Annotated in this window: 23 protein-coding genes; 17 read left to right on the forward strand and 6 right to left on the reverse strand. The window is 71.9% G+C overall.

Annotation, left to right across the window (positions count from 1 at the left end; genetic code table 11):
- The first annotated feature begins 147 nt into the window (after window positions 1-147).
- Together ABZ471_RS02150 and thiD are read left to right on the forward strand one after the other, a co-directional pair.
- A complete protein-coding gene (locus tag ABZ471_RS02150) occupies window positions 148-1113 on the forward strand; it encodes a thiamine-phosphate kinase (RefSeq protein ID WP_359061417.1) in 966 nt (321 codons plus the stop codon).
- A complete protein-coding gene (thiD, locus tag ABZ471_RS02155; RefSeq protein WP_359061419.1) occupies window positions 1110-1895 on the forward strand; it encodes a bifunctional hydroxymethylpyrimidine kinase/phosphomethylpyrimidine kinase in 786 nt (261 codons plus the stop codon). The genes ABZ471_RS02150 and thiD overlap by 4 nt, the downstream gene beginning before the upstream one ends.
- A 105-nt stretch (window positions 1896-2000) precedes the next feature.
- On the opposite strand, the gene rpmB is transcribed toward thiD, so the two are convergent.
- On the reverse strand, window positions 2001-2186 hold the full coding sequence (gene rpmB, locus ABZ471_RS02160) for a 50S ribosomal protein L28 (RefSeq protein WP_009190838.1): 186 nt from the start codon (window positions 2184-2186) through the stop codon (window positions 2001-2003).
- A gap of 258 nt (window positions 2187-2444) precedes the next feature.
- On the opposite strand from rpmB, the gene ABZ471_RS02165 reads away from it, so the two are divergent.
- The gene (locus ABZ471_RS02165) at window positions 2445-4166 is read left to right on the forward strand and encodes a DAK2 domain-containing protein (protein WP_359061421.1); all 1722 of its coding nucleotides are present in this window, start codon (window positions 2445-2447) and stop codon (window positions 4164-4166) included.
- 12 nt (window positions 4167-4178) lie between these two features.
- Here ABZ471_RS02165 and ABZ471_RS02170 read toward each other — a convergent pair whose 3' ends face one another.
- Window positions 4179-7178 (reverse strand): tetratricopeptide repeat protein, encoded by a 3000-nt coding sequence (locus tag ABZ471_RS02170; RefSeq protein WP_359061796.1) that lies wholly within the window; start codon window positions 7176-7178, stop codon window positions 4179-4181.
- Window positions 7179-7204: 26 nt separating this feature from the next.
- On the reverse strand, window positions 7205-9022 hold the full coding sequence (locus ABZ471_RS02175) for an HSP90 family protein (protein ID WP_359061423.1): 1818 nt from the start codon (window positions 9020-9022) through the stop codon (window positions 7205-7207).
- 202 nt (window positions 9023-9224) lie between these two features.
- On the opposite strand from ABZ471_RS02175, the gene recG reads away from it, so the two are divergent.
- Entirely contained in the window at window positions 9225-11447 is a 2223-nt protein-coding gene (gene recG, locus ABZ471_RS02180; protein WP_359061425.1) for an ATP-dependent DNA helicase RecG, read from the forward strand.
- Window positions 11448-11456: 9 nt separating this feature from the next.
- Here recG and ABZ471_RS02185 read toward each other — a convergent pair whose 3' ends face one another.
- Window positions 11457-11918 carry a hypothetical protein gene (locus ABZ471_RS02185; protein WP_359061427.1) on the reverse strand — a complete coding sequence of 154 codons (462 nt, stop codon included), beginning with the start codon at window positions 11916-11918 and terminating at the stop codon, window positions 11457-11459.
- Window positions 11919-11950: 32 nt separating this feature from the next.
- Between ABZ471_RS02185 and rsmD the strand changes: the two genes are divergently transcribed.
- The 8 genes from rsmD (at window position 11951) to ABZ471_RS02225 (ending at window position 17584) form a co-directional block, all read left to right on the forward strand.
- On the forward strand, window positions 11951-12691 hold the full coding sequence (rsmD, locus tag ABZ471_RS02190; RefSeq protein WP_359061429.1) for a 16S rRNA (guanine(966)-N(2))-methyltransferase RsmD: 741 nt from the start codon (window positions 11951-11953) through the stop codon (window positions 12689-12691).
- A gap of 26 nt (window positions 12692-12717) precedes the next feature.
- Window positions 12718-13197, forward strand: a complete 480-nt coding sequence (gene coaD, locus ABZ471_RS02195; RefSeq protein WP_359061431.1) for a pantetheine-phosphate adenylyltransferase — start codon at window positions 12718-12720, stop codon at window positions 13195-13197.
- Window positions 13198-13328: 131 nt separating this feature from the next.
- Entirely contained in the window at window positions 13329-14384 is a 1056-nt protein-coding gene (locus ABZ471_RS02200) for a cell division initiation protein (protein ID WP_359061433.1), read from the forward strand.
- Window positions 14385-14516: 132 nt separating this feature from the next.
- Window positions 14517-15170: a YceD family protein gene (locus ABZ471_RS02205; RefSeq protein ID WP_359061435.1), complete on the forward strand. Its 654-nt coding sequence runs from the start codon at window positions 14517-14519 to the stop codon at window positions 15168-15170.
- Window positions 15171-15172: 2 nt separating this feature from the next.
- Entirely contained in the window at window positions 15173-15346 is a 174-nt protein-coding gene (gene rpmF / locus ABZ471_RS02210) for a 50S ribosomal protein L32 (protein ID WP_003951102.1), read from the forward strand.
- Window positions 15347-15354: 8 nt separating this feature from the next.
- Entirely contained in the window at window positions 15355-16179 is an 825-nt protein-coding gene (rnc, locus tag ABZ471_RS02215) for a ribonuclease III (protein WP_359061437.1), read from the forward strand.
- Window positions 16180-16274: 95 nt separating this feature from the next.
- The gene (gene mutM / locus ABZ471_RS02220; RefSeq protein ID WP_359061439.1) at window positions 16275-17147 is read left to right on the forward strand and encodes a bifunctional DNA-formamidopyrimidine glycosylase/DNA-(apurinic or apyrimidinic site) lyase; all 873 of its coding nucleotides are present in this window, start codon (window positions 16275-16277) and stop codon (window positions 17145-17147) included.
- Between the two features lie 11 nt (window positions 17148-17158).
- The gene (locus tag ABZ471_RS02225) at window positions 17159-17584 is read left to right on the forward strand and encodes a hypothetical protein (RefSeq protein ID WP_359061441.1); all 426 of its coding nucleotides are present in this window, start codon (window positions 17159-17161) and stop codon (window positions 17582-17584) included.
- A 34-nt stretch (window positions 17585-17618) separates the two neighbouring features.
- Here the strand turns inward: ABZ471_RS02225 and ABZ471_RS02230 are convergent, their stop codons facing one another.
- Window positions 17619-18020, reverse strand: a complete 402-nt coding sequence (locus ABZ471_RS02230; RefSeq protein WP_359061443.1) for a helix-turn-helix domain-containing protein — start codon at window positions 18018-18020, stop codon at window positions 17619-17621.
- 141 nt (window positions 18021-18161) lie between these two features.
- On the opposite strand from ABZ471_RS02230, the gene ABZ471_RS02235 reads away from it, so the two are divergent.
- Together ABZ471_RS02235 and ABZ471_RS02240 are read left to right on the forward strand one after the other, a co-directional pair.
- Window positions 18162-18746, forward strand: a complete 585-nt coding sequence (locus tag ABZ471_RS02235) for a flavodoxin family protein (RefSeq protein WP_359061445.1) — start codon at window positions 18162-18164, stop codon at window positions 18744-18746.
- A 178-nt stretch (window positions 18747-18924) separates the two neighbouring features.
- Window positions 18925-19356: a hypothetical protein gene (locus ABZ471_RS02240; RefSeq protein ID WP_359061447.1), complete on the forward strand. Its 432-nt coding sequence runs from the start codon at window positions 18925-18927 to the stop codon at window positions 19354-19356.
- A 72-nt stretch (window positions 19357-19428) separates the two neighbouring features.
- On the opposite strand, the gene ABZ471_RS02245 is transcribed toward ABZ471_RS02240, so the two are convergent.
- Window positions 19429-20556 carry a CAP domain-containing protein gene (locus ABZ471_RS02245; RefSeq protein ID WP_359061449.1) on the reverse strand — a complete coding sequence of 376 codons (1128 nt, stop codon included), beginning with the start codon at window positions 20554-20556 and terminating at the stop codon, window positions 19429-19431.
- A 199-nt stretch (window positions 20557-20755) separates the two neighbouring features.
- On the opposite strand from ABZ471_RS02245, the gene ABZ471_RS02250 reads away from it, so the two are divergent.
- From ABZ471_RS02250 to ABZ471_RS02260, 3 genes are all read left to right on the forward strand, one after another.
- Entirely contained in the window at window positions 20756-21037 is a 282-nt protein-coding gene (locus tag ABZ471_RS02250; RefSeq protein WP_359061451.1) for an acylphosphatase, read from the forward strand.
- Window positions 21038-21417: 380 nt separating this feature from the next.
- Entirely contained in the window at window positions 21418-21621 is a 204-nt protein-coding gene (locus ABZ471_RS02255) for a hypothetical protein (protein WP_359061453.1), read from the forward strand.
- 245 nt (window positions 21622-21866) lie between these two features.
- Window positions 21867-25739 carry an AAA family ATPase gene (locus ABZ471_RS02260; RefSeq protein WP_359061455.1) on the forward strand — a complete coding sequence of 1291 codons (3873 nt, stop codon included), beginning with the start codon at window positions 21867-21869 and terminating at the stop codon, window positions 25737-25739.
- The last annotated feature ends 125 nt before the right edge of the window (window positions 25740-25864 follow it).

The raw sequence follows: 25864 nt of genomic DNA on the forward strand, positions 1-25864 counted from the left end.
GCCGCTCCCCGCGGGGAGACCTGCGGGAACCGGGCTTGCGCGCCAGGGTGCAGGCACGACAGAAGTTGACGGTCATCTCGACCGTATCGGGGACACTGATGACGCGCGACCGGGCACAGCAAGGGACAGAAAAGGGGAGTAAGGGTCATGAAGGGCACTGTCGGTGAGCTAGGGGAGTTCGGGCTCATCAGGGAGCTCACCTCCCGTCTCACCACCACCCCGGCGGTCCGGATCGGCCCCGGCGACGACGCCGCGGTGGTCGCCGCGCCCGACCGGCGGGTGGTGGCGAGCACCGACATCCTCCTGGAGGGGCGGCACTTCCGCCGTGACTGGTCCACGGCCTACGACGTGGGGCGCAAGGCGGCGGCGCAGAACCTCGCGGACATCGCCGCGATGGGCGCCGTACCGACCGCGCTGCTGCTCGGTCTGGTCGTACCGGCCGAACTCCCGGTCACCTGGCCGAGCGAGCTGATGGACGGGCTGCGCGACGAGTGCCAGGTCGCGGGTGCCTCCGTGGTCGGCGGGGACGTCGTACGCGGGGACACGATCATGGTGTCGATCACCGCGCTCGGTGATCTGCGCAACCAGGAGCCGGTGACCCGCGGGGGCGCCCAGCCCGGCGACCTCGTGGCCGTCACGGGCTGGCTGGGCTGGTCCGCGGCCGGGTACGCGGTGCTCTCCCGCGGCTTCCGCTCCCCGCGCGCCTTCGTGGAGGCCCACCGCCGCCCCGAGCCGCCGTACCACGCGGGCCCGGCCGCCGCCGCGCTCGGCGCGACCGCGATGTGCGACGTGAGCGACGGGCTGATCGCCGACCTCGGGCACATCGCCGAGGCCAGCAAGGTACGCATCGACATCCGCTCCGGCGCGATCGACATCCCCACGCAGATGCACGACATCGGGCAGGCCGTCGGCGTGGACCCGCTGCAGTGGGTGCTGACCGGGGGAGAGGACCACGCGATCGTGGCGACCTTCCCGCCGGACGCCAAGCTGCCGGCGCGCTGGAAGGTCATCGGCGAGGTCCTCAACCCCTCGGCGCTGCCCCAGGTGACGGTCGACGGGGCCCCTTGGACCAGCAAGGGCGGCTGGGACCACTTCGGGGACATCGAGTCATGATTCCCCGGGTTCTCACGGTGGCGGGCTCCGACTCCGGCGGCGGCGCGGGCATCCAGGCCGACCTGAAGACGATGCTGGCGCTCGGTGTGCACGGGATGAGCGTGATCACGGCCGTGACCGCGCAGAACTCGCTGGGTGTGCAGGGGGCCTGGGAGCTGCCGGTGGAGGCGGTGCGGGCGCAGTACCGCAGCGTCGTGGACGACATCGGCGTACAGGCCGTGAAGACCGGGATGCTGGCCTCGGCCGAACTGGTCGAGGCGGTCGCCGAGTTGATCTCCGGCACGGACGCGCCCGCCGTGGTGGACCCGGTGGGCGTCTCCAAGCACGGCGATGCGCTGCTGGCCGCCTCCGCGCTGGACTCGGTCCGCACGAAGCTGCTGCCGGTGGCGACCGTGGCCACCCCGAACCTCGACGAGGTGGCGCAACTCACGGGGGTGAGGGTCGCGTCGGAGGACGATCTACGACGAGCCGCCGTGGCCGTGCTGTCGTACGGGCCGCGCTGGGTGCTGATCAAGGGCGGCCACCTGCCCGGAGACGCCCTCGACCTGCTCACGGACGGTACCGACGAGTACCTGCTGCGCGCGCCCCGCCACGACAACCGGCACACCCACGGCACGGGCTGCACGCTGGCCTCCGCGATCGCGTCGGGGCTGGCGAAGGGGCTCTCCGTGCCGGTCGCGGTGGCAGCGGCCAAGGAGTACGTCACCGGGGCGATCGAGGCAGGGTTCGCCCTGGGCGCGGGGATCGGGCCGGTGGATCATGGCTGGCGGTTCAGGAACTGACCTCGGGCGGGTGTGATCCGGGTGGGCACAGCAAAGAGCCGGCCCACCCGGAGGTGGACCGGCTCAGTGCAGCGAACCAGCTGTGGCCGCGCGCTTAGCTGTGCGTCAGCGCGAGACCTTGCCGGCCTTGATGCACGAGGTGCAGGCGTTCACGCGCTTCGGCGTCCCGCCGACCACGGTACGCACACGCTGGATGTTCGGGTTCCAGCGACGGGACGTACGGCGGTGCGAAAACGAGATGTTGTTGCCGAAGCCCGGCCCCTTGCCGCAGACGTCGCAGTTGGCAGCCACGGGTCACTCCAAAGACTTCAGATGCACTTACGGTTGATCCCGGCATGCCGGGATCGAGATCATAAGACGTGAGATCTTGAGTGGCGTTGCCAGGGGGAATGGCCCGATCGGGATCGGGCAACCGGAGCAGCATACAACGACTGCGCCAGCACAACGAAACTACCATGGCAGCTCAGGGGCCCGCTCCCGGCCCTCTTCCGGAACACACCGCTCCGGGGTCTACGCTGCGTCCACGTCCAGCCAGCCAGGGAGGCGCAGGTGGCGCAGGTGCCGCAGACATTTCTCGATGCTCCTGCGGTGCGCACCTGGTGCGGTCTGGCACTGGGGGCACTGGGGCGGGCGCGCGAGGAGATCGACGCGATCAATGTCTATCCCGTGGCCGACGGGGACACCGGGACCAATCTCTACCTGACCCTGGAGTCGGCGGCGACCGCCGTGGAGGCCGTGTTCGCCGGGTACGGAACCGGTGCGCAGGAGCCCTCCCTCGCGGACGCGGTGCGCGCGATGGCCCACGGGGCGCTCATCGGGGCCCGGGGCAACTCCGGGACGATCCTCGCCCAGCTGCTGCGGGGCATGGCCCAGGTACTCGCCGAGGGTGAGGCCGGTGAGGCGTCCCCCATCGACGGCACCAGGCTGCGGCTGGCCCTGCGGCACGCCGCCGACTCCGCCCGCGAGGCCGTGGCCCACCCCGTCGAGGGCACGGTGCTGACCGTCGCCTCGGCCGCGGCGGACGCCGCCGAGGCGACCGAGGGGGATTGCGGGACGGTCGCACGGGCCGCCTACGAGGGCGCCGGCGCGGCCCTGGCGGCGACTCCGGGCCAGCTGGCCGTGCTGGCACGGGCCGGGGTGGTGGACGCCGGCGGCAGGGGGCTCGTGGCGGTGCTGGGGGCGCTGGTGGAGGCGTTCACGGGGGAGGTGGTGCGCGAGGCGGTACCGCGCGAGGTCCCGGAGGCGCCGGAAGCCGTGTCCGAAGCTGTCCGCGAGGCCGTTTCCGACGTTCACGCGCGCGTGGGGGCCGTTTCCGAGGCGGATCTGTGCGCCGAGGGCGCCGAGGACGGCGGCCCGGCCTACGAGGTGATCTATCTCCTGGAGGCCGGCGACGAGGCCGTGGGCCGGCTGCGGGAGCGGCTCGACACCCTCGGGGACTCCCTCGTCGTGGTCGGCGGCGACGGGCTGTGGAACGTGCATGTGCACGTGGACGACGCGGGCGCCGCCGTGGAGGCGGGTGTCGAGGCCGGGCGGCCGTACCGGATCCGGATCACGCACTTCGGGCTCGGCGACGTGCACACCGGCGGCGAGCGTCCGCCGCGCGAGCGCGCCCAGCGGGCCGTCGTCGCCGTCGTGCCCGGCGAGGGCCTGGCGGGGCTGTACACCGAGGCCGGCGCGACCGCCGTTCTCGCGCGCCCCGGGGAGCCGCCCGCCAGCGGGGAGCTGGTGCAGGCCGTACGGCGCGCCCACGCGCGCGAGGTCGTCCTGCTGCCCAATGACGCCGAGCTGCGCCACACGGCCGCCGCCGCGGCCGAGCAGGCCCGCGCCGAGGGCATCCGGGTGGCCCTGATCCCGACCCGCTCGGCGGTCCAGGGCATCGCCGCGCTCGCCGTGCACGAGCCGGAGCGCCGGTTCGACGAGGACGTCGTCCAGATGACCTCGGCGGCGGGCGCCACCCGGTACGCCGAGGTCGTCGTCGCCGAGCACCAGTCCTGGACGACGGCCGGCATCTGCCAGGCCGGGGACGTCCTGGGCCTCATCGACGGGGACGTGGCGGTGATCGGGCCCGACGTCACCGCCACCGCCGAGACCGTCCTGGACCGCATGCTCCAGGCCGGCGGCGAGCTGGTCACTCTCGTCGTCGGCGACGAGGCGCCCGAGAGCGTCGCCGACCGCCTGGAGGCACGGGTACGCGAGGCCTACCTCGCGGTGGACACCGTCGTGTACCGGGGCGGCCGGCAGGGAGCGCTGCTGCTCATCGGCGTGGAGTGAACCGCCCCCAGGTCATTCCCCTGCCTGGTCCAGCTGGAGCATCTGCGCCGCCTCCGCCCGCCGCGCCCGGACGGTCTCGTCCGTCTCGTCGGCACCCTCGTAGGCCGCGAGCACACCACGCGCGCGTGCCACCGCCTCGGCGGAGCGGCCGAGGTCGGCCTCCAGCCAGCCCGCGGCGATTTCGGCACCGGTACGGCTGTGCAGGCCGTCCGCGCCGAGCGTGCCGAACAGCGCCGAAGCGCGGTCCATCTGGGCCAGGGCCGCCTCGAACGCGCCCTGGATCACCTGATCCTCGGCCTCATCCGGCTCGTCGGCCTCATCCGGCTCCTCGGCCGCCGAGCGGGCCAGCAGGTCACCGAACTGGCGATGGGTGTTGCCGAGTTCGGCGACGAGCTGTCCCCGGGCCGCCGGGTCCCCGGCGGTCTCCAGCGCGCTCTCGCACTCCCGCACCGCCTCCGCCATCAGCTCCCGCGCGCCCTCCGTTCCGGCCTCCCCGCGCAGGGCCAGCCAGGCGCGGGCGCGCAGCGAGCGGACCAGGAAGTGCGGGTTGCCGAGCGAGCGCCACAGCTCGCCCGCGCGCGCGTAGGCCCGGTCCGCCTCCTCCGGCAGCTCGGCGCTGCTCAGGGACTCGGCGGCGAGGTGGGCGAGCGTGGCGTGGTCCTGCTGCTCGGGCCAGTCCCGGGCGATCTCGGCCGCCTGGAGCCGGCGTTCGGCGGCCGCCCGGTGCTCGCCCAGCTCACTCAGACAGTCCCCGAGCCACCACTGCGCCTGGACGACGGCCCCGTCACCGTGCGTCTCGGCGGACAGGTCGGGAAGCGCCGACTCCAGCACCTCGGCGGCCTCCGCGCACCGCCCCTGGCGCAGCAGGAAGCCGCCCAGCTGGTGCCGCGCCCACGCGCCCAGCGTGGCGCTCTCGCCCGCCTCGTCGGCCCAGTGCGCGGCCTCCAGGGCGTGCTCCGCCGCCTCGCCGGCCTCGCCCCGGCCGCCGATCACCTCGGCGAGCTGGAGATGCAGCTGGGCGCGCCCGATCGCCTCCACGTACGCTCCGCCGTGCTGCAGGGCGGACCGCAGCGCCCCCTCGGCCTCGGCCGGATCGCCGAGCTGGTGCGCCAGCGCGGCGGCCTGCACCTCGTACTCCACCGCGAACCACGGCAGCCCGGCGCCCACGTACTCGGCCGCAGCCTGCCGGAACAGCTGCGCCGCGCGCCCGGGCTCCCCGGACTGCTCGGCCAGCGTGGCGAGCATCGCCCGCGCCTCGGCGGCCCGCGCCGCCAGCCGCACGTCGCCGCCCACGCGCCCGTCGACGAGCGCCAACACCTCCCGCACCGCGGGCTCCACGTCCGCGAGCGGTCCCTGCGCACCCGTGTCCGGGCCCGCCCCGGCCGGCGGCTGCGGGCTCTGCGCCTCCTCGGCGGCCTGGTCCACCCGCCGCATCAGGATCCGCGCCCGGCTCATCACGACCGAAGCCGTCTGCCGTACTCCGGTGGCCTCCTCGGCGTACAGCGCGAGTACCTCGTCGTACAGCCCGCCGATCGTTGTCAGGGCCGCGTCCACCTCGCCCGTCAGTGCGCGTACGTACGCGCCACGCGCGCGTGCCGCCAGCGATTCCCCGGGGTCACCCGCCTCCGCGTACAGCGCGGCGGCCCGGTCGAAGAGGGCGATGCCCTCGGGACCGCGATCCATCGCCTCGTGGTCGGCGATCTCCGCGCGGTCGCGCGCGTCCAGTTCGACGCCTTCGGCGGCCCGGGCGACCGCCGCCCACGCCTCCAGGGCGTGGGGCTGCAGGGTGTCGGAGAGCCGGCGCGCCTCGGCGAGCAGGGCGGACAGGTCCGGCTCGCCGGTGGCCGCGGCAGCCTCGGGGACCCGAGGCGGGGGCACGGACGGCGGCGGCGCGGAGCGCACCGTACGGACACCCAGCGGCAGCCGGTCCACCAGCGGGCGCTGGGCCATGCGTGCGCGGACGCGGTCGCCGACGTACGAGGTGCCGTTGCGCCCGTCGAAACGCCCGGCCAGCTCCAGCGCCTCCCCGCGCGTGTGGGCGGCCAGTTCCCGCGCCGTCCACGACCGCCCGGCGGGGCCCGGCACCCGCTGCTCGCCCAGCCCCAGCTCGGTCAGCCGGTCCGTCAGCAGCGTCACCACGGCCAGGAAGTCCAGTCGGCTGCGCGGATGCCCGGTGTCCGTGAAGTACGCCGGCCGCTGGGCGAGCAGCTCCAGACCGCGCGCCTCGTTGCCGGTCAGCGCGCAGAACTCCACGTGGTCCGCGTAGGCGCCCCGCATGCTCTCCATGGGGCGCACCAGGCGGAAGCCCCGCAGATGGTGGGCGCGGGCCTCGTCCGCACGGTCCAGCCGCAGCAGCGGGGCCAGCGAGGAGGCGAGGACCGTGTGCGGCTCGTGGGCGCAGCTGTACTCGCCCTCCAGCACCGGCCGCCACAGCTGCAGCGCCTGGGCGTCGCTGCCCGCCTTGACCTGCCAGGCGCCCTGCCCGTGCAGTTCGCACGCGTGGCAGTCGGCCATCCGGTCCCGGTCCGCGGCCAGCCAGGCGGTGTACGCCCGCTCCGCGCGCTCCAGGTCCCCGATGTGCGCGGCCACACTGAACTCGGCGCTGTGCACGGCCCGTTCGGAGTACCCCGCGAGCCGGTAGCGGTGCTCCATCTCGCCGAGCCACTGCTCGATCGAGGCGAGCGGGATGTGCGGCTGGTCCAGCATGCCCGCCGACACCCACTTGAAGACCCAGTGCAGCGAGTGCGCCTCGTACTCGTCGAAGTCCTCCGGCCGCTCGTCCCACAGGCGCAGCAGCCGCGCGAACGGGACGAACATCCGGTCCTTCTCGGAGCTGTAGTTGTAGACCTTCAGCTGGTGGCCGAGCGCCTCGATCACGGCGAGCGGGATGTTCAGCTTCTCGGCCTCGGCGAGCAGCTGCTCCGCGCGCGCGTTGCGTGCGGGACCCTCCGGCTGCTCGGAGTTGTCCGCCATCGCCCGGCGCAGCGCCTCGAAGCCGGTGATCCCGTCCATCCCGTCGCCCCCGTCGATTCCCTCCATCAGCGACCGTTCCCCCCGTGTGTGGCCCACTCCAGGAGGCCGATGAACGCCCGGTTGAGAAGGGCCGAGTCGGCCGGCCTGAGCGGCCGCTGCGCCATCAGCAGCGCCTGCCCGTACAGCGACTCGGCGGCGGTGCCGATCAGTTCCGGGTCCTGCAGCGAACTGATCCTGCGGATCAGCGGGTTGAGATGGTTGAGCACCAGACGCGCGCGCGGGGCGCTGCCGCGCAGCGAGCCCAGGATGCCCGCCCACAGGTCGTCGGCCTGTTCCTCGGCCTCGGCCCGCGCCTGCTCGTGCCGGGTGGCCCGGTCGTCCAGGTGCAGTGCGGGCACGGACAGCGGGTGGAAGGCGCGCAGGACGACGTCACAGCCCAGCGGATCGAGCTTCGCGCGCGCGGCCGCCAGGAAGCCGGACAGCGCCAGCTCCTCCGCCGCGTCCACCGTGTCCAGGTGCGCGGTCACCGTGTCCGCGTCCAGCTCGGCGACCACCGTCCCCGGCCGCACCGACGGCAGCGCCTCGACCAGCTCGCTGTCGTACGTGTAACCGCCGTTGACCACCCCGACGCCCTGCGCCGACGCGATCGGCGCCACCTGCCGGTACTCCTCGACCGTCCGCGTGAAGTGCACCACCGGGTGCCGCTGTGCGAACTCCTCCAGGGACAGCTGCCCGTCGGTCGTCTCGAACGGCAGCCACGGCAGCATGGTGCGCAGCATGTCGTCGTCGTGCCGGGCCAGGGACTTCACGCCCAGGTGGTGCACGGCGAGGAACGCGGCCAGCCGGTGCGGGTCGCCGGCCGCGAGCCCGGTCAGCCAGGACCGGATCCGCTCGCCGAGCGCCTCCCGTACGGCCGCGAGGGTCTCGTCCTCGTACAGCGACTCGCGCGAGGCCGTGGGCCGCAGGCTGTCGGTGTCCAGGACGCAGCGCACGAAGAACGCCCAGTCGGGCAGCAGCTGTTCGGCTCGCTCGGTCAGCAGCATGCCCTTCAGGTGCACGCGGTGCGAGGCCCGCTGCGCCGGGCTGACCGCCGACGGCAGCACATAGGCCACCCCGCGGATCCCGGCCAGCGGCACGTCCAGGTCGATCGAGTCCAGTGGGGTGAAACCGAAGAGTTCGTGGCAGTGCCGGGCCAGCGCCACCCTTCGCGTGGCGGGACTCGGATAGGAACGCTCCCAGGGCGCGGGGAGGTCCGTGACCTCCTCCTCGCCCACCCGGACGTCGTACGGCAGCAGGGAGCCGAAGTCCCGGGCCAGGGTGAGGACCCGCTCGGGCGAGAGCCACTCGGCCGCACCGGCCCGCGCCACCAGGTGCACGGTGGTGCCCGGCTCGGGCCGCTCGGCGTCCGGCAGCGTGCGCACGGTGTACGAGCCGTCGTCGCGGGCCGTCCACTCCACGGGCGGGGCCTCGGGCGTACGGGCGCTGCGGCTGACCACCCGGATCCGCTCGGCGACCACGAAACAGGCCAGCAGGCCGATGCCGAACTGGCCGAGGAAGTCGGAGCGGGCCTCCTGCAGGCCGTCCGCCCGCTTGGAGCTGCGGCCGATGGTCGCCAGCAGGCTGTGCACGTCCGACTCGGTGAGCCCGACGCCGCTGTCCTCCACCCGCAGCGCACCGTCCGCGGCATGCAGCCGCACCCGGGCCGGGGCGCCGGGCTCCTCGGCCCGCCGGGCGGTGATGGCGTCGACCGCGTTCTGCAGCAGCTCGCGCAGGTAGACCTTGGGGCTGGAGTAGAGGTGATGGGAGAGCAGGTCCACCAGACCACGCAGGTCGACCTGGAACGTATGAGGTGACTGGGATGACTGTGAGGTCTGGGAGTCCATCGTCGCAGCGCCGGTGGGGGGAGCATCGGTTCGGCGCGGGGTCGGGCGGTCCCGGATGGGGCGGTGACCGCGGGGGATGGCCGGAGCGCGCCATCCTAGAGCCGGAACAGCCGCCCTGACCAGGGGCTTCCGGGCACGGATACGGTACGGCGCCACGAACCCGAGGGGCACGTCTACGGCATTGTCAGTGCGGTGGTGTGCAATGGATCTCGTGCCCGCACTGGAAGAACCACTGAAACAGCCACTGAAGTCAGTGCTCGGCCCCGCCACCGCGAAGGTGATGGCCGAGCACCTCGGCCTGCACACCGTCGGCGACCTCCTGCACCACTACCCGCGCAGATACGAGGAGCGCGGCCAGCTCACCCACCTCGCCGACCTCCCCATGGACGAGCACGTCACGGTGGTCGCCCAGGTCGCCGACGCCCGGCTGCACACCTTCGCCTCGGCCAAGGCCCCGCGCGGCAAGGGGCAGCGGCTGGAGGTCACCATCACGGACGGCAGCGGCCGGCTCCAACTGGTCTTCTTCGGCGCCGGCGTTCACAAGCCCCACAAGGAGCTGCTGCCGGGCACGCGCGCGATGTTCGCGGGCAAGGTCTCCGTCTTCAACCGCCGTCTCCAACTCGCGCATCCTGCCTATGAGTTGCTGCGCGGCGACAGCGAGGAGACCGCCGAGACCTGGGCCGGCGCCCTGATCCCGATCTACCCGGCCACCGCCAAGCTGGAGTCCTGGAAGATCGGCAAGGCTGTCCAGACGGTGCTGCCCAGCGCCCAGGAGGCCCTCGACCCGCTGCCGCCCTCCCTCCGGGAGGGCCGGGGGCTGGTCCCCCTCCCCGAGGCCCTGCTCAAGATCCACCGCCCGCACACCAAGGCCGACATCGCCGACGCCCGCGCCCGCCTGAAGTGGGACGAGGCCTTCGTCCTCCAGGTCGCCCTGGCCCGCCGCCGGTACGCGGACACCCAGCTCCCGGCCGTGCCCCGGACACCGAAGCCCAGCGGCCTCCTGACGGCCTTCGACGACCGGCTGCCCTTCACCCTCACCGAGGGCCAGCAGAAGGTCTCCAAGGAGGTCTTCGACGACCTCGCGACCGAGCATCCGATGCACCGGCTGCTGCAGGGCGAGGTGGGCTCCGGCAAGACCCTTGTCGCGCTGCGCGCCATGCTCGCCGTGGTCGACGCGGGCGGCCAGGCCGCGATGCTCGCGCCCACCGAGGTCCTCGCCCAGCAGCACCACCGGTCGGTCACCGAGATGATGGGCGAGCTGGCCGAGGGCGGCATGCTGGGCGGCGCCGAGCACGCCACCAAGGTGGTGCTGCTCACCGGCTCGATGGGCGCGGCCGCCCGGCGCCAGGCGCTGCTCGACCTCGTCACCGCAGAGGCCGGGATCGTGATCGGCACGCACGCCCTGATCGAGGACAAGGTGCAGTTCCACGACCTCGGCCTGGTCGTGGTCGACGAACAGCACCGCTTCGGCGTGGAACAGCGCGACGCCCTGCGCGGCAAGGGCAGGCAGCCCCCGCACCTGCTCGTCATGACGGCCACCCCCATCCCGCGCACGGTCGCGATGACCGTCTTCGGCGACCTGGAGACCTCCGTCCTGGACCAGCTCCCGGCCGGCCGCTCCCCGATCGCCAGCCATGTGGTCCCGGCCGCCGACAAACCGCACTTCCTGGCCCGCGCCTGGGAGCGCGTGCGCGAGGAGGTGGGCAACGGCCACCAGGCGTACGTCGTCTGCCCCCGGATCGGTGACGACATCGACGAGGCGGCCGACCCGAAGAAGGCGAAGAAGTCCCCCGAGGACGAGGCCGAGAAGCGTCCGCCCCTGGCCGTCCTCGACGTGGCGGACCAACTGGCCAAGGGCCCCCTCCAGGGTCTCGGGGTCGAGGTCCTGCACGGCCGTATGCACCCCGACGACAAGGACGCCGTCATGCGCCGCTTCGCGGCAGGCGAAACGGACGTCCTGGTCGCCACCACGGTCATCGAGGTCGGCGTCAACGTCCCCAACGCCACGGCCATGGTGATCATGGACGCCGACCGCTTCGGCGTCTCCCAGCTCCACCAGCTCCGCGGCCGCGTCGGCCGGGGCTCGGCCCCCGGCCTCTGCCTCCTGGTCACCGAGATGCCCGAGGCCAGCGCGGCCCGCCAGCGCCTGAACTCCGTCGCCTCCACCCTCGACGGCTTCGAACTGTCCCGCATCGACCTGGAACAGCGCCGCGAGGGCGACGTTCTCGGCCAGGCCCAGTCCGGCGCGCGCTCCAGCCTCCGGGTCCTGGCGGTCATCGAGGACGAGGAGGTCATCGCGGAGGCGAGGGAGGAGGCGGCGCAGATCGTAGCGGCCGACCCGGAGCTGACCGGCCTCCCCGCCCTGCGCACGGCCCTGGACGCCCTGCTGGACGAGGAGCGGGAGCAGTACCTGGACAAGGGCTGACGCCCGCGGTCAGCAGTGGATCCTGAGACGCACCACGAGGGTGTGCGGGGGAAGACCGTCGAGGCAGGAGTCCATGTCCAGGGAGTCGGTCAGGAAGTAGTCGCAGGTCCAGACCCCGTCGAGCGTCAGCAGGTGGTCCGTGGCCACGGACCGGATCGGGCAGCCCGCCTGCGCCCGCATGGCCGCGAAGTCGAGCAGCTCGCGGGGGCCGCCGTCGCACAACCCGGGAACCAGGTCGCGAGGCTCGCCGCGAAAGGGCGTCGGGTCCCGGACCAGGCGCGGGTCGTCCTCGCGCCCGGAGACCACCGTGAACTCCGCGCCCGGCCGCCCGATCCGCCACTGGTCCCCTTCACCCTGATAGGGCTTGTGGTTCCCGTTCATGTCGAAGGGCGCAAGAGCCGTGGCGAGGGAGGCCCGCAGATCCGAGTCGGCGGCCGGCGGCAGGCAGACGGTGACAAGCTCGTTGGCCATGGACCCCCCGGTCTTCCGTACGGTGCAGAGTGATGCTGCCATCGCACGCCCGTGCCGCCCACGGGCTTTCCCCGAGACCCGAGCCGTGCGGGCGGCCGCGCCCCCGGAGCCCGGGGCACCAGGCGCCCCGAACGGCCGCCTGCCAAACTGACCCCGTAAAGCCGCCCACGGAGAAGGACCTCGAAATGACCCGCGTGATCGCCGGTACGGCCGGCGGACGCCGCCTCTCGGTACCGCCCGGCACCGGAACCCGCCCGACCTCCGATCGCGCACGCGAGGCCCTCTTCTCCACCTGGCAGTCCCTCCTCGGCGGCCCCCTGGACGGCGAACGCGTCCTCGACCTGTACGCCGGCTCGGGCGCCGTGGGCCTGGAGGCCCTGTCCCGGGGCGCGAGCCACACCCTCCTGGTCGAGGCCGACGCCCGCGCGGCCAGGATCGTCCGGGAGAACGTGAAGAACCTGGGCCTGCCCGGCGCCGAGGTGAGAGCAGGCAAAGCGGAACAGATCATCAGAACCCCGCCCCCGGGCGAACCGTACGACCTCGTTTTCCTCGACCCCCCGTACGCCGTCGGAGACGACGATCTTCGGGAGATTCTGCTCACACTCCGCACGGAGGGCTGGCTCGCCGACGAAGCCCTCGTCACCGTGGAGCGCAGCACCAGAGGCGGCGAATTCCGCTGGCCGGACGGCTTCGAGGCGCTCCGGTCCCGTCGCTACGGCGAGGGAACGTTTTGGTACGGTCGCGCCGCCTCTACGTGCGAAGACGCACGATGACCGGACCGGAGAGCGAGGGATCACAAGTGCGCCGTGCCGTCTGTCCCGGGTCGTTCGACCCGATCACCAACGGACACCTCGACATCATTGCCCGCGCCTCCCGTCTGTACGACGAGGTGTACGTCGCGGTGATGATCAACAAGTCCAAGAAGGGCCTGTTCGAGATCGAGGAACGGATCGAGCTGATCCGCGAGGTCACCGCCGAGTACGCCAACGTCCGCGTCGAGTCCTTCCACGGCCTCCTCGTCGACTTCTGCAAGCAGCGCGACATCCCGGCCATCGTCAAGGGCCTGCGCGCGGTCAGCGATTTCGACTACGAACTCCAGATGGCCCAGATGAACATCGGCCTCACCGGGGTCGAGACGCTCTTCGTGCCCACCAACCCCACCTACAGCTTCCTCTCTTCCTCCCTCGTCAAGGAGGTCGCGGCCTGGGGCGGCGACGTCTCCCACCTGGTGCCGCCGCAGGTCCTGGCCGTCCTGACCGACCGGCTGAAGAAGAGCTGACCGCGCCACGGGGGCAGTGCGGCAAGCCCGCCGGAAGGTGACAAGCCGTCACCCGGTGTCCGCCGGTCACCTCAGGGTCGTACAGTCGTCCCGTCCGTCTCCAACACAGCGGTAGAGAGTGGCGAGCACAGGTGGACGTCCAGAAGAAGCTCGACGAGATCGTCTCCACGGTCTCCGGTGCCCGGTCCATGCCCATGTCGGCCTCGTGCGTGGTCAACCGCGCCGAGCTGCTCGCGCTCCTCGAAGAGGTGCGCCTGGCCCTGCCCGGCTCCCTCGCGCAGGCGCAGGAGTTGATCGGCGACCGTGAGCAGATGGTCGAGCAGGCCCGTGTGGAGGCCGAGCGGATCATCGGGAACGCACATGCCGAGCGTGGCTCGCTGATCTCCGACACCGAGATCGCCCGCCGCTCCCAGGCCGAGGGCGACAGGATCCTCGCCGAGGCCCGCAAGGAGGCCGAGGAGGTCCGCGTCGAGGCCGACGACTACGTCGACTCCAAGCTCGCCAACTTCGAGGTCGTCCTCACCAAGACCCTCGGCTCGGTCGGCCGCGGCCGCGAGAAGCTGCTCGGCACCGGCCCCGGCCTGGACGAGAACGGCTACGAGGACGAGGACGCCCCCGAGCGCAGCCAGGACCCGGAGACCCTGCGCCACAACGCCGACGCCTACGTCGACGCCAAGCTGGGCGCCTTCGAGGCGGTCCTCGCCAAGACCCTGGAGGCGGTCGGCCGCGGCCGGCAGAAGCTGCACGGCCGGATCGCCACGGACGACCTCGGCGCGCTCGCCGACGACACGACGACCTTCCAGCACTCCAGCGACGCCGACTACCTCGCCGACCTCGCGGCCCTCGCCGACACCCCGGCCGAGCGCCCGGCCCAGCCGCAGCAGCCCCAGGAGCCGCAACCGTCGTACGAGCCGCAGCCGGCCTACGGCTACCAGCAGCAGCCCGACCCGTACGGGGGCTTCCCGCAGCAGCCGGACTACGCCCCGCAGGACCCGTACGGCTACCAGCAGGCCGACCCGTACGCCTATCAGGGCTACGAGCCCCAGCAGGCGGCCTACGACCCCCAGCAGCCCCAGCACCAGCCCCAGCACCAGCAGGGATACGCTCTCGACGAGACCAGCCTCTTCGACACGGGCATGATCAGCGCGGAGCAGCTGCGGGCGTACGAGCAGGGGCGGGGCCTGTAGCCGGGTGCCGGATTGGGCCCTGAGCGAAAGGTCCAGTATCCTGGCTCTTCGGTCGCGCGTACGTCCGCGATCAACGCTGCCCGGTAACGCCGACGGGTGGCGTCCCTCCGAGTTCGAAGATCGAAAGCAGGAATGGCTCCCCACGCTCGCCTCGACCACCGCAACCCCCTCGTGTTCGACACGCACGAGCTGGGTCGGCGTCCTGGCGCGCTGCAGCGCCTGACCCGCACGATCGACGCCCCCAGGGACCTCGGTATCCAGGGAGTCATCGGAGTGCCGGAAGGCGCCCCGGTGGAACTCGAACTCCGGCTCGAGTCGGTCATGGAAGGGGTGCTCGTCACAGGCACCGCCCGTGCACAGGCCGAGGGGGAGTGCGTAAGGTGTCTGGAGCCGGTCGGGCTGGAGCTCGAAGCGGACTTCCAGGAGATGTTCTCGTACCCTGACGCCGACGACCGGGGCCGCGTGATCGCGGAACCGGGCGACGACGCCGAGGACGACGAGGACAGGCTCTACGTCGAGGACGGTCTGATCGACCTCGAAACCGTGCTGCGCGATGCGGTGGTGCTCGCACTGCCGATGCAGCCGGTGTGCCTGGACGACTGCCCTGGTCTGTGCTCCGAGTGCGGAGTGCGGCTCGCGGACGACCCGGACCACCACCACGACGCCGTCGACATCCGTTGGGCGGCTTTGCAGGGACTCGCCGGTTCGACGACGGACGGCGAGAAGGACGAGATGAGCGGCGGCGCGCTTCCATCAGCGCACGCCGACGAGAAGCAGGAGAAGTAGCCGTGGCTGTTCCGAAGCGGAAGATGTCGCGCAGCAACACGCGCCACCGCCGGTCGCAGTGGAAGGCTGCGGTCCCCACCCTGGTTGCGTGCGAGCGCTGCCACGAGCCCAAGCAGCAGCACATTGCGTGCCCGTCTTGCGGCACCTACAACAAGCGCCAGGTCCTCGAAGTCTGAGCGGGCTGGTGAGAGGCACTGTGTCCAGTCCCAAGAAGGCGGAAGACGCCAAGGCGGACGCGCCCGCCAAGAAGAAGGCGGACAACACGGCCTCGTCCCACACGCTTCTGGAAGGGCGGCTCGGCTACCAGCTCGAGTCCGCCCTTCTGGTGCGAGCGCTGACCCACCGTTCCTACGCGTACGAGAACGGCGGTCTGCCGACGAACGAGCGTCTGGAGTTCCTCGGGGACTCCGTGCTCGGCCTCGTCGTCACGGACACGCTGTACCGCACCCACCCCGACCTGCCCGAGGGCCAACTGGCCAAGTTGCGGGCCGCGGTGGTCAACTCGCGTGCGTTGGCGGAGGTCAGCCGTGGGCTCGACCTGGGCGCCTTCATCCGGCTCGGCCGCGGTGAAGAGGGCACGGGCGGCCGGGACAAGGCGTCCATTCTTGCCGACACCCTTGAAGCGGTGATCGGCGCGGTCTATCTCGACCAGGGCCTCGACGCGGCGTCCGAGCTGGTGCACCGGCTCTTCGACCCGCTGATCGAGAAGTCCTCCAACCTCGGAGCCGGCCTGGACTGGAAGACCAGTCTCCAGGAGCTGACCGCGATCGAGGGGCTCGGCGTGCCCGAGTACCTGGTCACGGAGACCGGCCCCGACCACGAGAAGACCTTTACTGCTGCCGCCCGCGTCGGAGGCGTCTCGTACGGCACCGGCACCGGCCGCAGCAAGAAGGAAGCGGAGCAGCAGGCCGCCGAGTCCGCCTGGCGGTCCATCCGGGCCGCGGCGGACGAGCGCGCCAAGGCGGCCAAGGAGGCCGCCAAGGACGACACGTCGTCCACGCCCGCCTGACTGAAGCAACACCCGAGCGCCCGTTCCCGCCGTCCGGCGGGAACGGGCGCTCGGCTCATCCGTGCTCTTCCGTAGCCACCCGAAGGAGTGCCGTCGTGCCCGAGTTGCCCGAGGTCGAGGTCGTCCGGCGGGGTCTGGAGCGGTGGGTCGCCCATCGCACCGTCGCCGACGTCGAGGTGCTGCACCCGCGCGCCGTGCGCCGGCACTTCGCGGGCGCCGACGACTTCGCGCACCGCCTCAAGGGCCACCACATCGGCACGCCCAGCCGGCGCGGCAAGTACCTGTGGCTGCCGCTGGAGGAAACGAACCAGTCCGTCCTCGCCCACCTCGGCATGAGCGGCCAGCTGCTGGTGCAGCCGCAGGAGGCGCCGGACGAGAAACATCTGCGCATCCGCGTCCGCTTCGCCGACGACCTGGCCACCGAGCTGCGCTTCGTGGACCAGCGCACCTTCGGCGGTCTGTCGCTGCACGACAACACCCCCGAGGGCCTGCCCGACGTCATCGCGCACATCGCCCGCGACCCCCTGGATCCGCTCTTCGACGACCAGGCCTTCCACCAGGCCCTGCGGCGCAAGCGGACCACCATCAAGCGGGCCCTGCTGGACCAGTCGCTGATCAGCGGCGTCGGCAACATCTACGCGGACGAAGCCCTGTGGCGCACCCGCGTCCACTACGAGCGCCCGACCGCGACGTTCACCCGCCCGCTCACGGCGGGACTCCTCGGTCACGTCCGGGATGTGATGAACGAGGCCCTCGCCGTCGGCGGCACCAGCTTCGACAGCCTGTACGTCAACGTCAACGGCGAGTCGGGCTACTTCGACCGGTCCCTGGACGCGTACGGCCGCGAGGGTCTGCCCTGCAAGCGCTGCGGCACCCCCATGCGCCGCCGCCCCTGGATGAACCGGTCCAGCTACTTCTGCCCGAAGTGCCAGCGGCCGCCGCGGACCCGCGACGCCGGTCAGGGCTGAGGGGAACCCGTATGGCGCTGCCCGGCGACGGCGACGAGACCTCCCTGGTGCTGCGTACCGACTTCAGCGACGACGCCGCGTGGGAGGCGGTGTGTGCAGCGGTCGACGCGGCGGAGGAGTTCTCCACCGCCGCCTTCGTGAGTGATCCCCGGTTCGCCGGGGTCGGCGTACAGGCACTGATCGACGAGGAGTCCGCCGCCGAGGACCGGGAGAAGGTCTTCTACGTGTTCCTCGCGGACGCGACGACCATGGCAGACCCGGCGCGGCGGCTCCTGGCCGTCGATCTCGGGGACCAGCCCGGCCGGACGTTCCGGGTGCCGCCGCGGTGGTTCGCCGACATCTCCGCCAACCTCGTCATCGCCAACATGGACTTCGCCGAGTTCGCGGACGCCGCGGACGGCTCGGGCACCTACCGCGGCTTCGGCGACGAGGACTGACATCGGCCGGTCGTAGGGCCGAGGCCCGGCCGGTCTAGGACGGCTGCCGGGCGTCGTACGTCTCGCGGGCCGCGAGCACATCGTCCATGGAGCCCTCCACGCAGTGGATGAGGGCGAGCAGCCGCTCGGCGACCTGGCGGCCCAGGGGAGTCAGTTCGTAGTCGACGCGGGGCGGGTTGGTCGGCTGGGCCTCGCGGTGCACCAGACCGTCGCGCTCCAGCGCGTGCAGGGTCTGGGACAGCATCTTCTCGCTCACCCCGTCGACGCGGCGACGCAGTTCGTTGAAGCGCAGCGAGCCCTCGTACAGCGCGCCGAGCGTCAGTCCGCCCCAGCGGCCCGTGACGTGCTCCAGCGTGCCGCGCGATGGGCACGCCTTGGCGAACACGTCGTACGCAAGGTCGTCCTGCTCCTGCTGCTCCTCGGGCATGACGGTCATATCCCCAAGCCTACTCGAGCACAGCGCCAGCCAGCAGATTGCACTATCTAAAAGTTAGTGCTTTCCTGAGGTTACTGCTCCTGAGCTGCCTATTCGGGTTGCTCGGGTGCGGCTAGCCGAGTATCCAGAGGAGCCATCATCGTGACCACCCCTGTCGTGTCCATTGCCTACCACTCCGGTTACGGCCACACCGCCGTGCTCGCCGAGGCAGTCCGCGCCGGTGCCGTCGAGGCCGGTGCCGAGGTGCACCTGATCAAGGTCGACGAGATCACCGACGAGCAGTGGGAGACGCTCGACCGCTCCGACGCGATCGTCTTCGGCTCGCCCACCTACATGGGCACCGCGTCCGGCGCCTTCCATGTCTTCGCCGAGGCGTCCTCCAAGCGCTGGTTCGGGCAGGACTGGCAGGACAAGCTGGCGGCCGGCTTCACCAACTCCGGCTCCAAGAGCGGAGACAAGCTGCACACCCTGCAGTTCTTCCAGATCCTCGCCGGCCAGCACGGCATGCACTGGGTCAACCTCGGCCTGCTCCCCGGCTGGAACAACAGCGAGGGTTCCGAGCACGACCTCAACCGCCTCGGCGTCTTCGCGGGCGCGGCCGCCCAGACCAACGTGGACGAGGGCCCCGACGCCGTGCACAAGGCCGACGTCGCCACCGCCGAGCACCTGGGCCGCCGGGTGACGGACACGGCGCGGCTGTTCGCCCGGGGCCGCGCCGCGGCATAGGACGCACAGCGCAGCAGGGGTGCGGGTGCACCCTCCGCCACCTGCGGCAATGCTGTGAGGGCGACGCGGGCTGCAGTCGCGGTGCCGACGGATCACGGTGATGCTGTCAGGGGAGCGTGGCCGGCTTCGTACGGGCAGCGTGCGACGGTTGGCCGCCCTGTACAGGAAGGCTGCGGCCATGACAACGATGCCCAACAGGGCAGGGCGCGGGCACGGGGGGCCCGACGGCAGCGAAACGATCAACGGCGCCTCTTTGTTCGCCGGGGCCATGATGATGCTCAGTGGACCGCTCAGCATTCTTATGGGCGCCTCGGGCATCGCACAGGACACCTTGTTCGCCGCGTCCCGGTACGCCTACCGGTTCGACCCGACCGCTTGGGGCTGGATTCACCTAGTGGTCGGAGTGGCACTCGTCATCGCCGGCCTGGGAGTCCTGACGAACCAGAGCTGGGGTCGCGGGGCCGGCGCAGCGGCGGCAGGGATCAGCCTGATCACCCAGTTCATGTTCGTTCCGTACTACCCGGCGTGGGCCATCCCGGTGATGACGATCGACCTTCTGATCCTGTTTGCGCTGACGAGGATCCACATCGAGACCAGTGGCGGTCGGTGAACCCCACCGTGGCTCCGGATCATCAGGACTTACGTGCCTGCGTGCCCGCTCCGCCAGGGACCTGCGGTTCTCTCAGTAACCGAAGTCCTGCGTCCACCAAGGGCCGCCCGGTCCGAGGTGCACACCGACTCCGAGGGTCTTGAAGTCGCAGTTCAGGATGTTGGCACGGTGGCCGGGGCTGTTCATCCAGGCCTCCATCACGGCCGCCGCGTCGGCCTGGCCGCGGGCTATGTTCTCGCCGCCGAGGTCGGTGATGCCGGCCTTGGCGGCCCGGTCCCACGGGGTGGCCCCGTCCGGGTCGGTGTGGTCGAAGAAGCCCCGCGCGGCCATGTCGTCGCTGAAGGCCTCGGCCAGTCCGGTCAGGGAGGAGTTCGCCGCCAGCGCGCTGCACCCCACCTTCGCCCGCTCCTCGTTGACCAGCTTCAGCACCTCCGCCTCGGCGGCAGCCTGCGCCGACACCGTCACCGGTGCGGAGCCGGCCTTCGGCGCCTTGGTCGCCCTGTGCTTCGGGGCGTGAGTCGGCTTGGCGGCCGTGGCGGCCGGCTTCGGCTTCTTCGACGGCGCCTTCGCCGGCGCGGAGGAGGCCGAGCCGGACGCCGAGGCGGAAGCGGACGCTGACGGGGAAGCGGAGGGGGACGGGGTGCTCGGCGAGGTCGAGTGGCCGGCACCGCTGCTCGTGGAGGCGCCACCGCCCGGGGTGTCCGCGCGGCCCGAGGTGCCGCCCTGCTCGGCGGCCGTGTTGCTGGGCGAGTCCGCGGCCTGCACCCGGTCGGCGCCGGTGGTGCTCGTACTGCCGCCGAGCTGGTAGTTCTCCAGTCCGGGCATCACGCCCGTGGCCACCGCGACCGTGCCGAGGGCGACGGCGGCGGAGACCCCGAGCAGACCCGTGCGCACCGGCTTCGCGGCCTTCTTCCTGCGCCGGTGGTCATGGGAGGGGCCGCCGTCCGGGGTGAAGCCGCTGCCGCCGGAAGCGGCCGGACCCGACTCGCCGTCCACCGAGTACAGGTACGCCGTGCTTCTGGCGTTGCTCTCGGCGTAGGCCTCAGGGTTCAGATAGGGCGCGATGCCCATCGGGGAGCGGTCGCCCGCGTACGAGTCCTGCGGGTCTTCGCCGCCCGTGACGGAACCGTGCGCGTGTGTGACCCCCGTGGCGCGGCCCGTGGCGGCGCGGCCGGCGGCGGAGCGTCGGTGGCGTCCCATGTCCTTGCCTTCTTCCTCGTCTCGCGGTCGACCCGGCGGACCCGGCGCCTTGGCGCCTCGGCGGTGAGTGACTCCTCGGGGGTCGAACCAACTCACTCGATCGAGTGAGTTTCATATGAGATTCATTGGGTTCGGACGGTACCGCATGCCGCCGAGGGAGGAAGTGTCGTGCGCGACATCGGCCCGTTAGGTTGCAGTCATGAGCGAGGATGTTCGACTGGTTGCCTGGGTCCGCGGACGCGTCCAAGGTGTGGGTTTCCGCTGGTTCACGCGGGCCAAGGCGCTGGAGATCGGCGGTCTGAGTGGTTTTGCTCTCAATTTGGGCGACGGCCGCGTCCAGGTGGTCGCGGAGGGAGCACGCGACGGGTGCGAGGGGCTGCTGGACTGGCTCCAGGCCGGCGACACGCCCGGGAGTGTGGACGGTGTCACCGAGATCTGGGACACACCCCGCGGCGGCTACGACGGCTTCGCCATCCGCTGAGCCGATTCCGTGAAGCCCCGCAGGTCGGGCTGCCGGAACCTGCCACGGGCACCTGCCCGAAGCGGAAATGAGCTGGTGGTTGCCAAGAAGGGCGCGGCATGGGAGGCTCCACCGATACAGCTGATCGTCACGCCCTGAGGGTCCCGCAGGAGACGCCGCGTCGCCGTCCTACGGCCGCGCGCCCCGGGTTTGCCCGCCAATACAGGGCGTGATCGTGTTGACCGTCAAACTTTTTGGTGAGACGCTGAAAGCCCCGCGCACCTTAGCTGTTTGGCATGTAAGAACGGCAGAGCAAACCCAGTGTGTCAAGCACCGCGGGTGCGAATCCCTCACGACCCACACCGCATCGGTCGGTCACTCAGTGTGGAGGACCATCCATCATGGCAAAGGCGCTTCTCGGTTACGTCGGCGGCTCCGACCCTCGACTCCTCGCCGAGATGCGACGGCTGCAGCAGCGCGTCCAGGACCTGGAGTCCGAGCTCGTACGGATCCAGGCGGAGAACGACGAGCTGACGGCTGCCGCCTCTCAGGACAGGATCATGGAGAGCATCGACGCACACCAGGCGGAGCCTGCGCTCACCTGATCGCTGCATCGCTCCACGACAGCAGTCGCAGCGGTTGGGCAGCCTCTATCAACCGCACAGTTGCCAGACGACTGAAACCCAGCCGTCAGAGTTTGCAAGGGACGCTTCGGCGTCCCTTCTTTCTTTCCCCCGTGCATCCTTTCACCGTCTTTAACGTCTGGTGTGCCCTGCATGTTCAACGGCGAAACCGTGGGGTTGCGAGTGTTCGTGGAGTGAGATAGCGGCGGCAGGTAGAGTCCAGCGGCGTGCACCTCAAGGCCCTGACCCTCCGCGGGTTCAAGTCGTTCGCCTCGGCCACCACGCTCCGGTTCGAACCGGGGATCACGTGTGTCGTCGGTCCGAACGGCTCGGGCAAGTCCAACGTCGTGGACGCACTCAGCTGGGTCATGGGCGAGCAGGGCGCCAAGTCGCTGCGCGGCGGCAAGATGGAGGACGTCATCTTCGCCGGCACCACCGGCCGCCCGCCGCTGGGCCGCGCCGAGGTGTCCCTGACCATCGACAACTCCGACGGGGCGCTGCCCATCGAGTACGCCGAGGTCACCATCACGCGGATCATGTTCCGCAACGGCGGCAGCGAGTACCAGATCAACGGTGACACCTGCCGCCTGCTGGACATCCAGGACCTGCTGTCCGACTCCGGCATCGGCCGCGAGATGCACGTCATCGTCGGCCAGGGGCAGCTCGACTCCGTCCTGCACGCGGATCCGATGGGCCGCAGGGCCTTCATCGAGGAGGCCGCGGGTGTCCTGAAGCACCGCAAGCGCAAGGAGAAGGCGCTGCGGAAGCTGGACGCGATGCAGGCCAACCTCGCGCGCGTGCAGGACCTGACCGACGAACTGCGCCGCCAGCTGAAGCCGCTCGGCCGCCAGGCGGCGGTCGCGCGCCGGGCCGCCGTCATCCAGGCGGACCTCCGCGACGCCCGCCTCCGCCTCCTCGCCGACGACCTCGTACGACTGCGCGAGGCCCTGAAGACCGAGATCGCCGACGAGGCCGCGCTCAAGGAGCGCAAGGAAGCCGCCGAGCAGGAACTGAAGAAGGCGCTCCAGCGGGAGGCCCTGTTGGAGGACGAGGTACGGCAGCTCACGCCGCGCCTCCAGCGCGCCCAGCAGACCTGGTACGAGCTGTCCCAGCTGGCCGAACGTGTACGCGGCACCGTCTCGCTGGCCGACGCCCGGGTCAAGAGCGCCACCTCCGCACCGCCCGAGGAACGGCGCGGCCGTGACCCCGAGGACATGGAGCGCGAGGCCGCCCGCATCCGCGAGCAGGAGGCCGAGCTGGAGGCGGCTCTGGAGGCGGCCCAGCGCGCGCTCGACGACACGGTCGCGCACCGCGCCGAGCTGGAGCGGGAACTGGCCGTCGAGGAGCGCCGCCTCAAGGACGTCGCCCGCGCCATCGCCGACCGCCGCGAAGGACTGGCCCGCCTCTCCGGGCAGGTCAACGCGGCTCGCTCGCGCGCCGCCTCGGCCCAGGCCGAGATCGACCGGCTGGCCGCCGCCCGAGACGAGGCCCAGGAACGCGCCGCCTCGGCCCAGGAGGAGTACGAGGTCCTGAAGGCCGAGGTGGACGGGCTCGACGCAGACGACGCGGACCTGGCCGAGCAGCACGACGCGGCGAAACGGCAGCTCGGCGAGGCCGAGTCCGCGTTGAGCGCGGCCCGCGAGGCGGCCACCGTGGCCGAACGCCGGCGCGCCGCGACCCAGGCCCGCCGCGAGGCGCTGGCGCTGGGCCTTCGCCGCAAGGACGGCACCGGAATACTGCTGGGGGCCCGCGACGGGCTCACCGGAGTACTGGGTCCTGCGGCGGAGTTGCTGACGGTGACCCCGGGCCACGAGGCCGCACTCGCCGCCGCTTTCGGCGCGGCGGCCGACGCCGTCGCCGTGACGACACCGGCATCGGCGGCCGAGGCGATCCGCCTGCTGCGCAAGCAGGACGGAGGGCGCGCGGCACTCCTGCTGTCGGGTGCACCGGAGAACTCGTCGCCTCCTGCCCCTGCCTCGGGTGCTGGGGCGGCTGGGTCGGGGGTTGTGCCGGGTGCGGCTCGTGCGGTCGGTGCACCGGTGGACTCAGGGCCTCCCGCCCCTGCCGCGAACGTTTCGGCGGCCGCATCGGGCACCGCGCCCGGTACGGCCGGCGCCGCCGATGCGCTGGAAGGCCCGCTCGCCGCTCCCGGCGAGAACGGCTCAACGATGGGCCCGCTCGCCGCTCCCGGCGAGAACCGCTCACCGGCGGGCGCAGGTCCAGCTCCCGGCGAGAACCGCTCACCGGATGCCGCGGCCGCCCCCGAGCCCCACGCCTCCGGTGAGCCCCGCCCCGCCGGGCACCTCTTCGCCGCCGACCTCGTCCGCGGCCCGGCCGACCTCATGCCCGCCGTACGCCGCCTGCTGCGCGGGATCGTCGTCGTGGGTGCGCTCGAAGACGCCGAGGATCTCGTCTACGCGCGCCCCGACCTCACCGCCGTCACCGCGGAGGGCGACCTGCTGGGCGCGCACTTCGCGCACGGCGGGTCGGCCGGCGCACCCAGCCTCCTGGAGGTGCAGGCCTCCGTGGACGAGGCCGCCGCCGAGCTGGAGGAACTGGCGGTGCGGTGCGAGGAACTCACCGAGGCGCAGCACGCGGCCGCCGAGCGACGCACGGAATGTGCCGCCCTCGTCGAGGAGCTGGGGGAGCGGCGGCGGGCCGCCGACCGGGAGAAGTCGGGCGTGGCCCAGCAGCTGGGCCGGCTCGCCGGACAGGCGCGCGGCGCGGCCGGCGAGGCCGAGCGGTCGGCTGCGGCCGCCGCACGTGCGCAGGAGGCGCTGGAGAAGGCCGTACAGGAGGCCGAGGAACTGGCCGAACGGCTGGCCGTTGCCGAGGAGATGCCGGTCGAGGAGGAGCCGGACACCTCGGTGCGGGACCGGCTCGCCGCCGACGGTGCCAACGCCCGGCAGACCGAGATGGAGGCCCGCCTTCAGGTCCGTACGCACGAGGAGCGGGTCAAGGGGCTGGCCGGGCGGGCCGACTCGCTGGACCGGGCCGCCCGCGCGGAGCGCGAGGCACGCGCGCGTGCCGAACAGCGGCGGGCCCGGCTGCGGCACGAGGCCGCGGTCGCCGAGGCCGTCGCCTCGGGCGCCCGGCAGCTCCTCGCGCACGTCGAGGTGTCCCTGACCCGTGCCGAACAGGAGCGGGCCGCCGCCGAGGCCGCCAAGGCCGCGCGGGAGCAGGAGCTGACCGCCGCGCGCACCGCGGGGCGTGAACTCAAGGCGGAACTGGACAAGCTGACGGACTCGGTGCACCGGGGTGAGGTGCTCGGCGCCGAGAAGCGGCTGCGGATCGAGCAGCTGGAGGCCAAGGCGCTGGAGGAGCTGGGCGTCGAACCGGCGGGGCTGGTGACGGAGTACGGCCCGCACCAGCTCGTGCCGCCCTCATTGCCCGCCGAGGGCGAGGAGCTGCCGGAGGACCCCGAGCACCCGCGCAACCGGCCCAGGCCCTTCGCGCGGGCCGAGCAGGAGAAGCGGCTCAAGGCCGCCGAGCGGGCGTACCAGCAGCTGGGCAAGGTCAATCCGCTGGCGCTGGAGGAGTTCGCGGCGCTGGAGGAGCGGCACAAGTTCCTCAGCGAGCAGCTGGAGGACCTGAAGAAGACCCGTGCCGACCTCCTTCAGGTGGTGAAGGAGGTGGACGAGCGCGTCGAGCAGGTCTTCACCGAGGCGTACCGGGACACGGCCCGGGAGTTCGAGGGCGTCTTCGGCCGCCTCTTCCCGGGCGGCGAGGGACGCCTCGTGCTGACCGATCCCGACAACATGCTCACCACGGGCGTGGACGTCGAGGCCCGGCCGCCGGGCAAGAAGGTCAAGCGGCTCTCCCTGCTGTCGGGCGGCGAGCGTTCGCTGACCGCGGTGGCGCTGCTGGTGTCGATCTTCAAGGCCCGGCCGAGCCCCTTCTACGTCATGGACGAGGTCGAGGCCGCCCTGGACGACACCAACCTCCAGCGGCTGATCCGGATCATGCAGGAGCTGCAGGAGGCCTCGCAGCTGATCGTGATCACGCACCAGAAGCGCACGATGGAGGTCGCCGACGCGCTCTACGGCGTCTCCATGCAGGGCGACGGTGTGTCGAAGGTCATCTCCCAGCGCCTTCGCTAGACCCGTGCCTCTTGCACCTATCCTCACCTGCGCTTCCCGTTTGCTTCACTTCTTGAACTCAATGGTCGTTCTGTGCCTTAAAAAGTCACATCACTTGAGGTATTGACTTCGAAACTTGAAGGCAT

The sequence above is a fragment of the Streptomyces sp. NPDC005728 genome (genome assembly GCF_040630895.1).
Lineage (GTDB): Bacteria > Actinomycetota > Actinomycetes > Streptomycetales > Streptomycetaceae > Streptomyces.

Bases quoted from the DNA above. Each gene is read 5' to 3' on its own strand.
- ABZ471_RS02150 (WP_359061417.1), top strand. From the start codon at position 148: ATGAAGGGCACTGTCGGTGAGCTAGGGGAGTTCGGGCTCATCAGGGAG.
- thiD (WP_359061419.1), top strand. From the start codon at position 1,110: ATGATTCCCCGGGTTCTCACGGTGGCGGGCTCCGACTCCGGCGGCGGC.
- ABZ471_RS02170 (WP_359061796.1), bottom strand. From the start codon at position 7,178: ATGGACGGGATCACCGGCTTCGAGGCGCTGCGCCGGGCGATGGCGGAC.
- ABZ471_RS02175 (WP_359061423.1), bottom strand. From the start codon at position 9,022: ATGGACTCCCAGACCTCACAGTCATCCCAGTCACCTCATACGTTCCAG.
- recG (WP_359061425.1), top strand. From the start codon at position 9,225: ATGGATCTCGTGCCCGCACTGGAAGAACCACTGAAACAGCCACTGAAG.
- ABZ471_RS02185 (WP_359061427.1), bottom strand. From the start codon at position 11,918: ATGGCCAACGAGCTTGTCACCGTCTGCCTGCCGCCGGCCGCCGACTCG.
- rsmD (WP_359061429.1), top strand. From the start codon at position 11,951: ATGCTGCCATCGCACGCCCGTGCCGCCCACGGGCTTTCCCCGAGACCC.
- ABZ471_RS02205 (WP_359061435.1), top strand. From the start codon at position 14,517: ATGGCTCCCCACGCTCGCCTCGACCACCGCAACCCCCTCGTGTTCGAC.
- ABZ471_RS02225 (WP_359061441.1), top strand. From the start codon at position 17,159: ATGGCGCTGCCCGGCGACGGCGACGAGACCTCCCTGGTGCTGCGTACC.
- ABZ471_RS02230 (WP_359061443.1), bottom strand. From the start codon at position 18,020: ATGACCGTCATGCCCGAGGAGCAGCAGGAGCAGGACGACCTTGCGTAC.
- ABZ471_RS02240 (WP_359061447.1), top strand. From the start codon at position 18,925: ATGACAACGATGCCCAACAGGGCAGGGCGCGGGCACGGGGGGCCCGAC.
- ABZ471_RS02245 (WP_359061449.1), bottom strand. From the start codon at position 20,556: ATGGGACGCCACCGACGCTCCGCCGCCGGCCGCGCCGCCACGGGCCGC.
- ABZ471_RS02250 (WP_359061451.1), top strand. From the start codon at position 20,756: ATGAGCGAGGATGTTCGACTGGTTGCCTGGGTCCGCGGACGCGTCCAA.
- ABZ471_RS02255 (WP_359061453.1), top strand. From the start codon at position 21,418: ATGGCAAAGGCGCTTCTCGGTTACGTCGGCGGCTCCGACCCTCGACTC.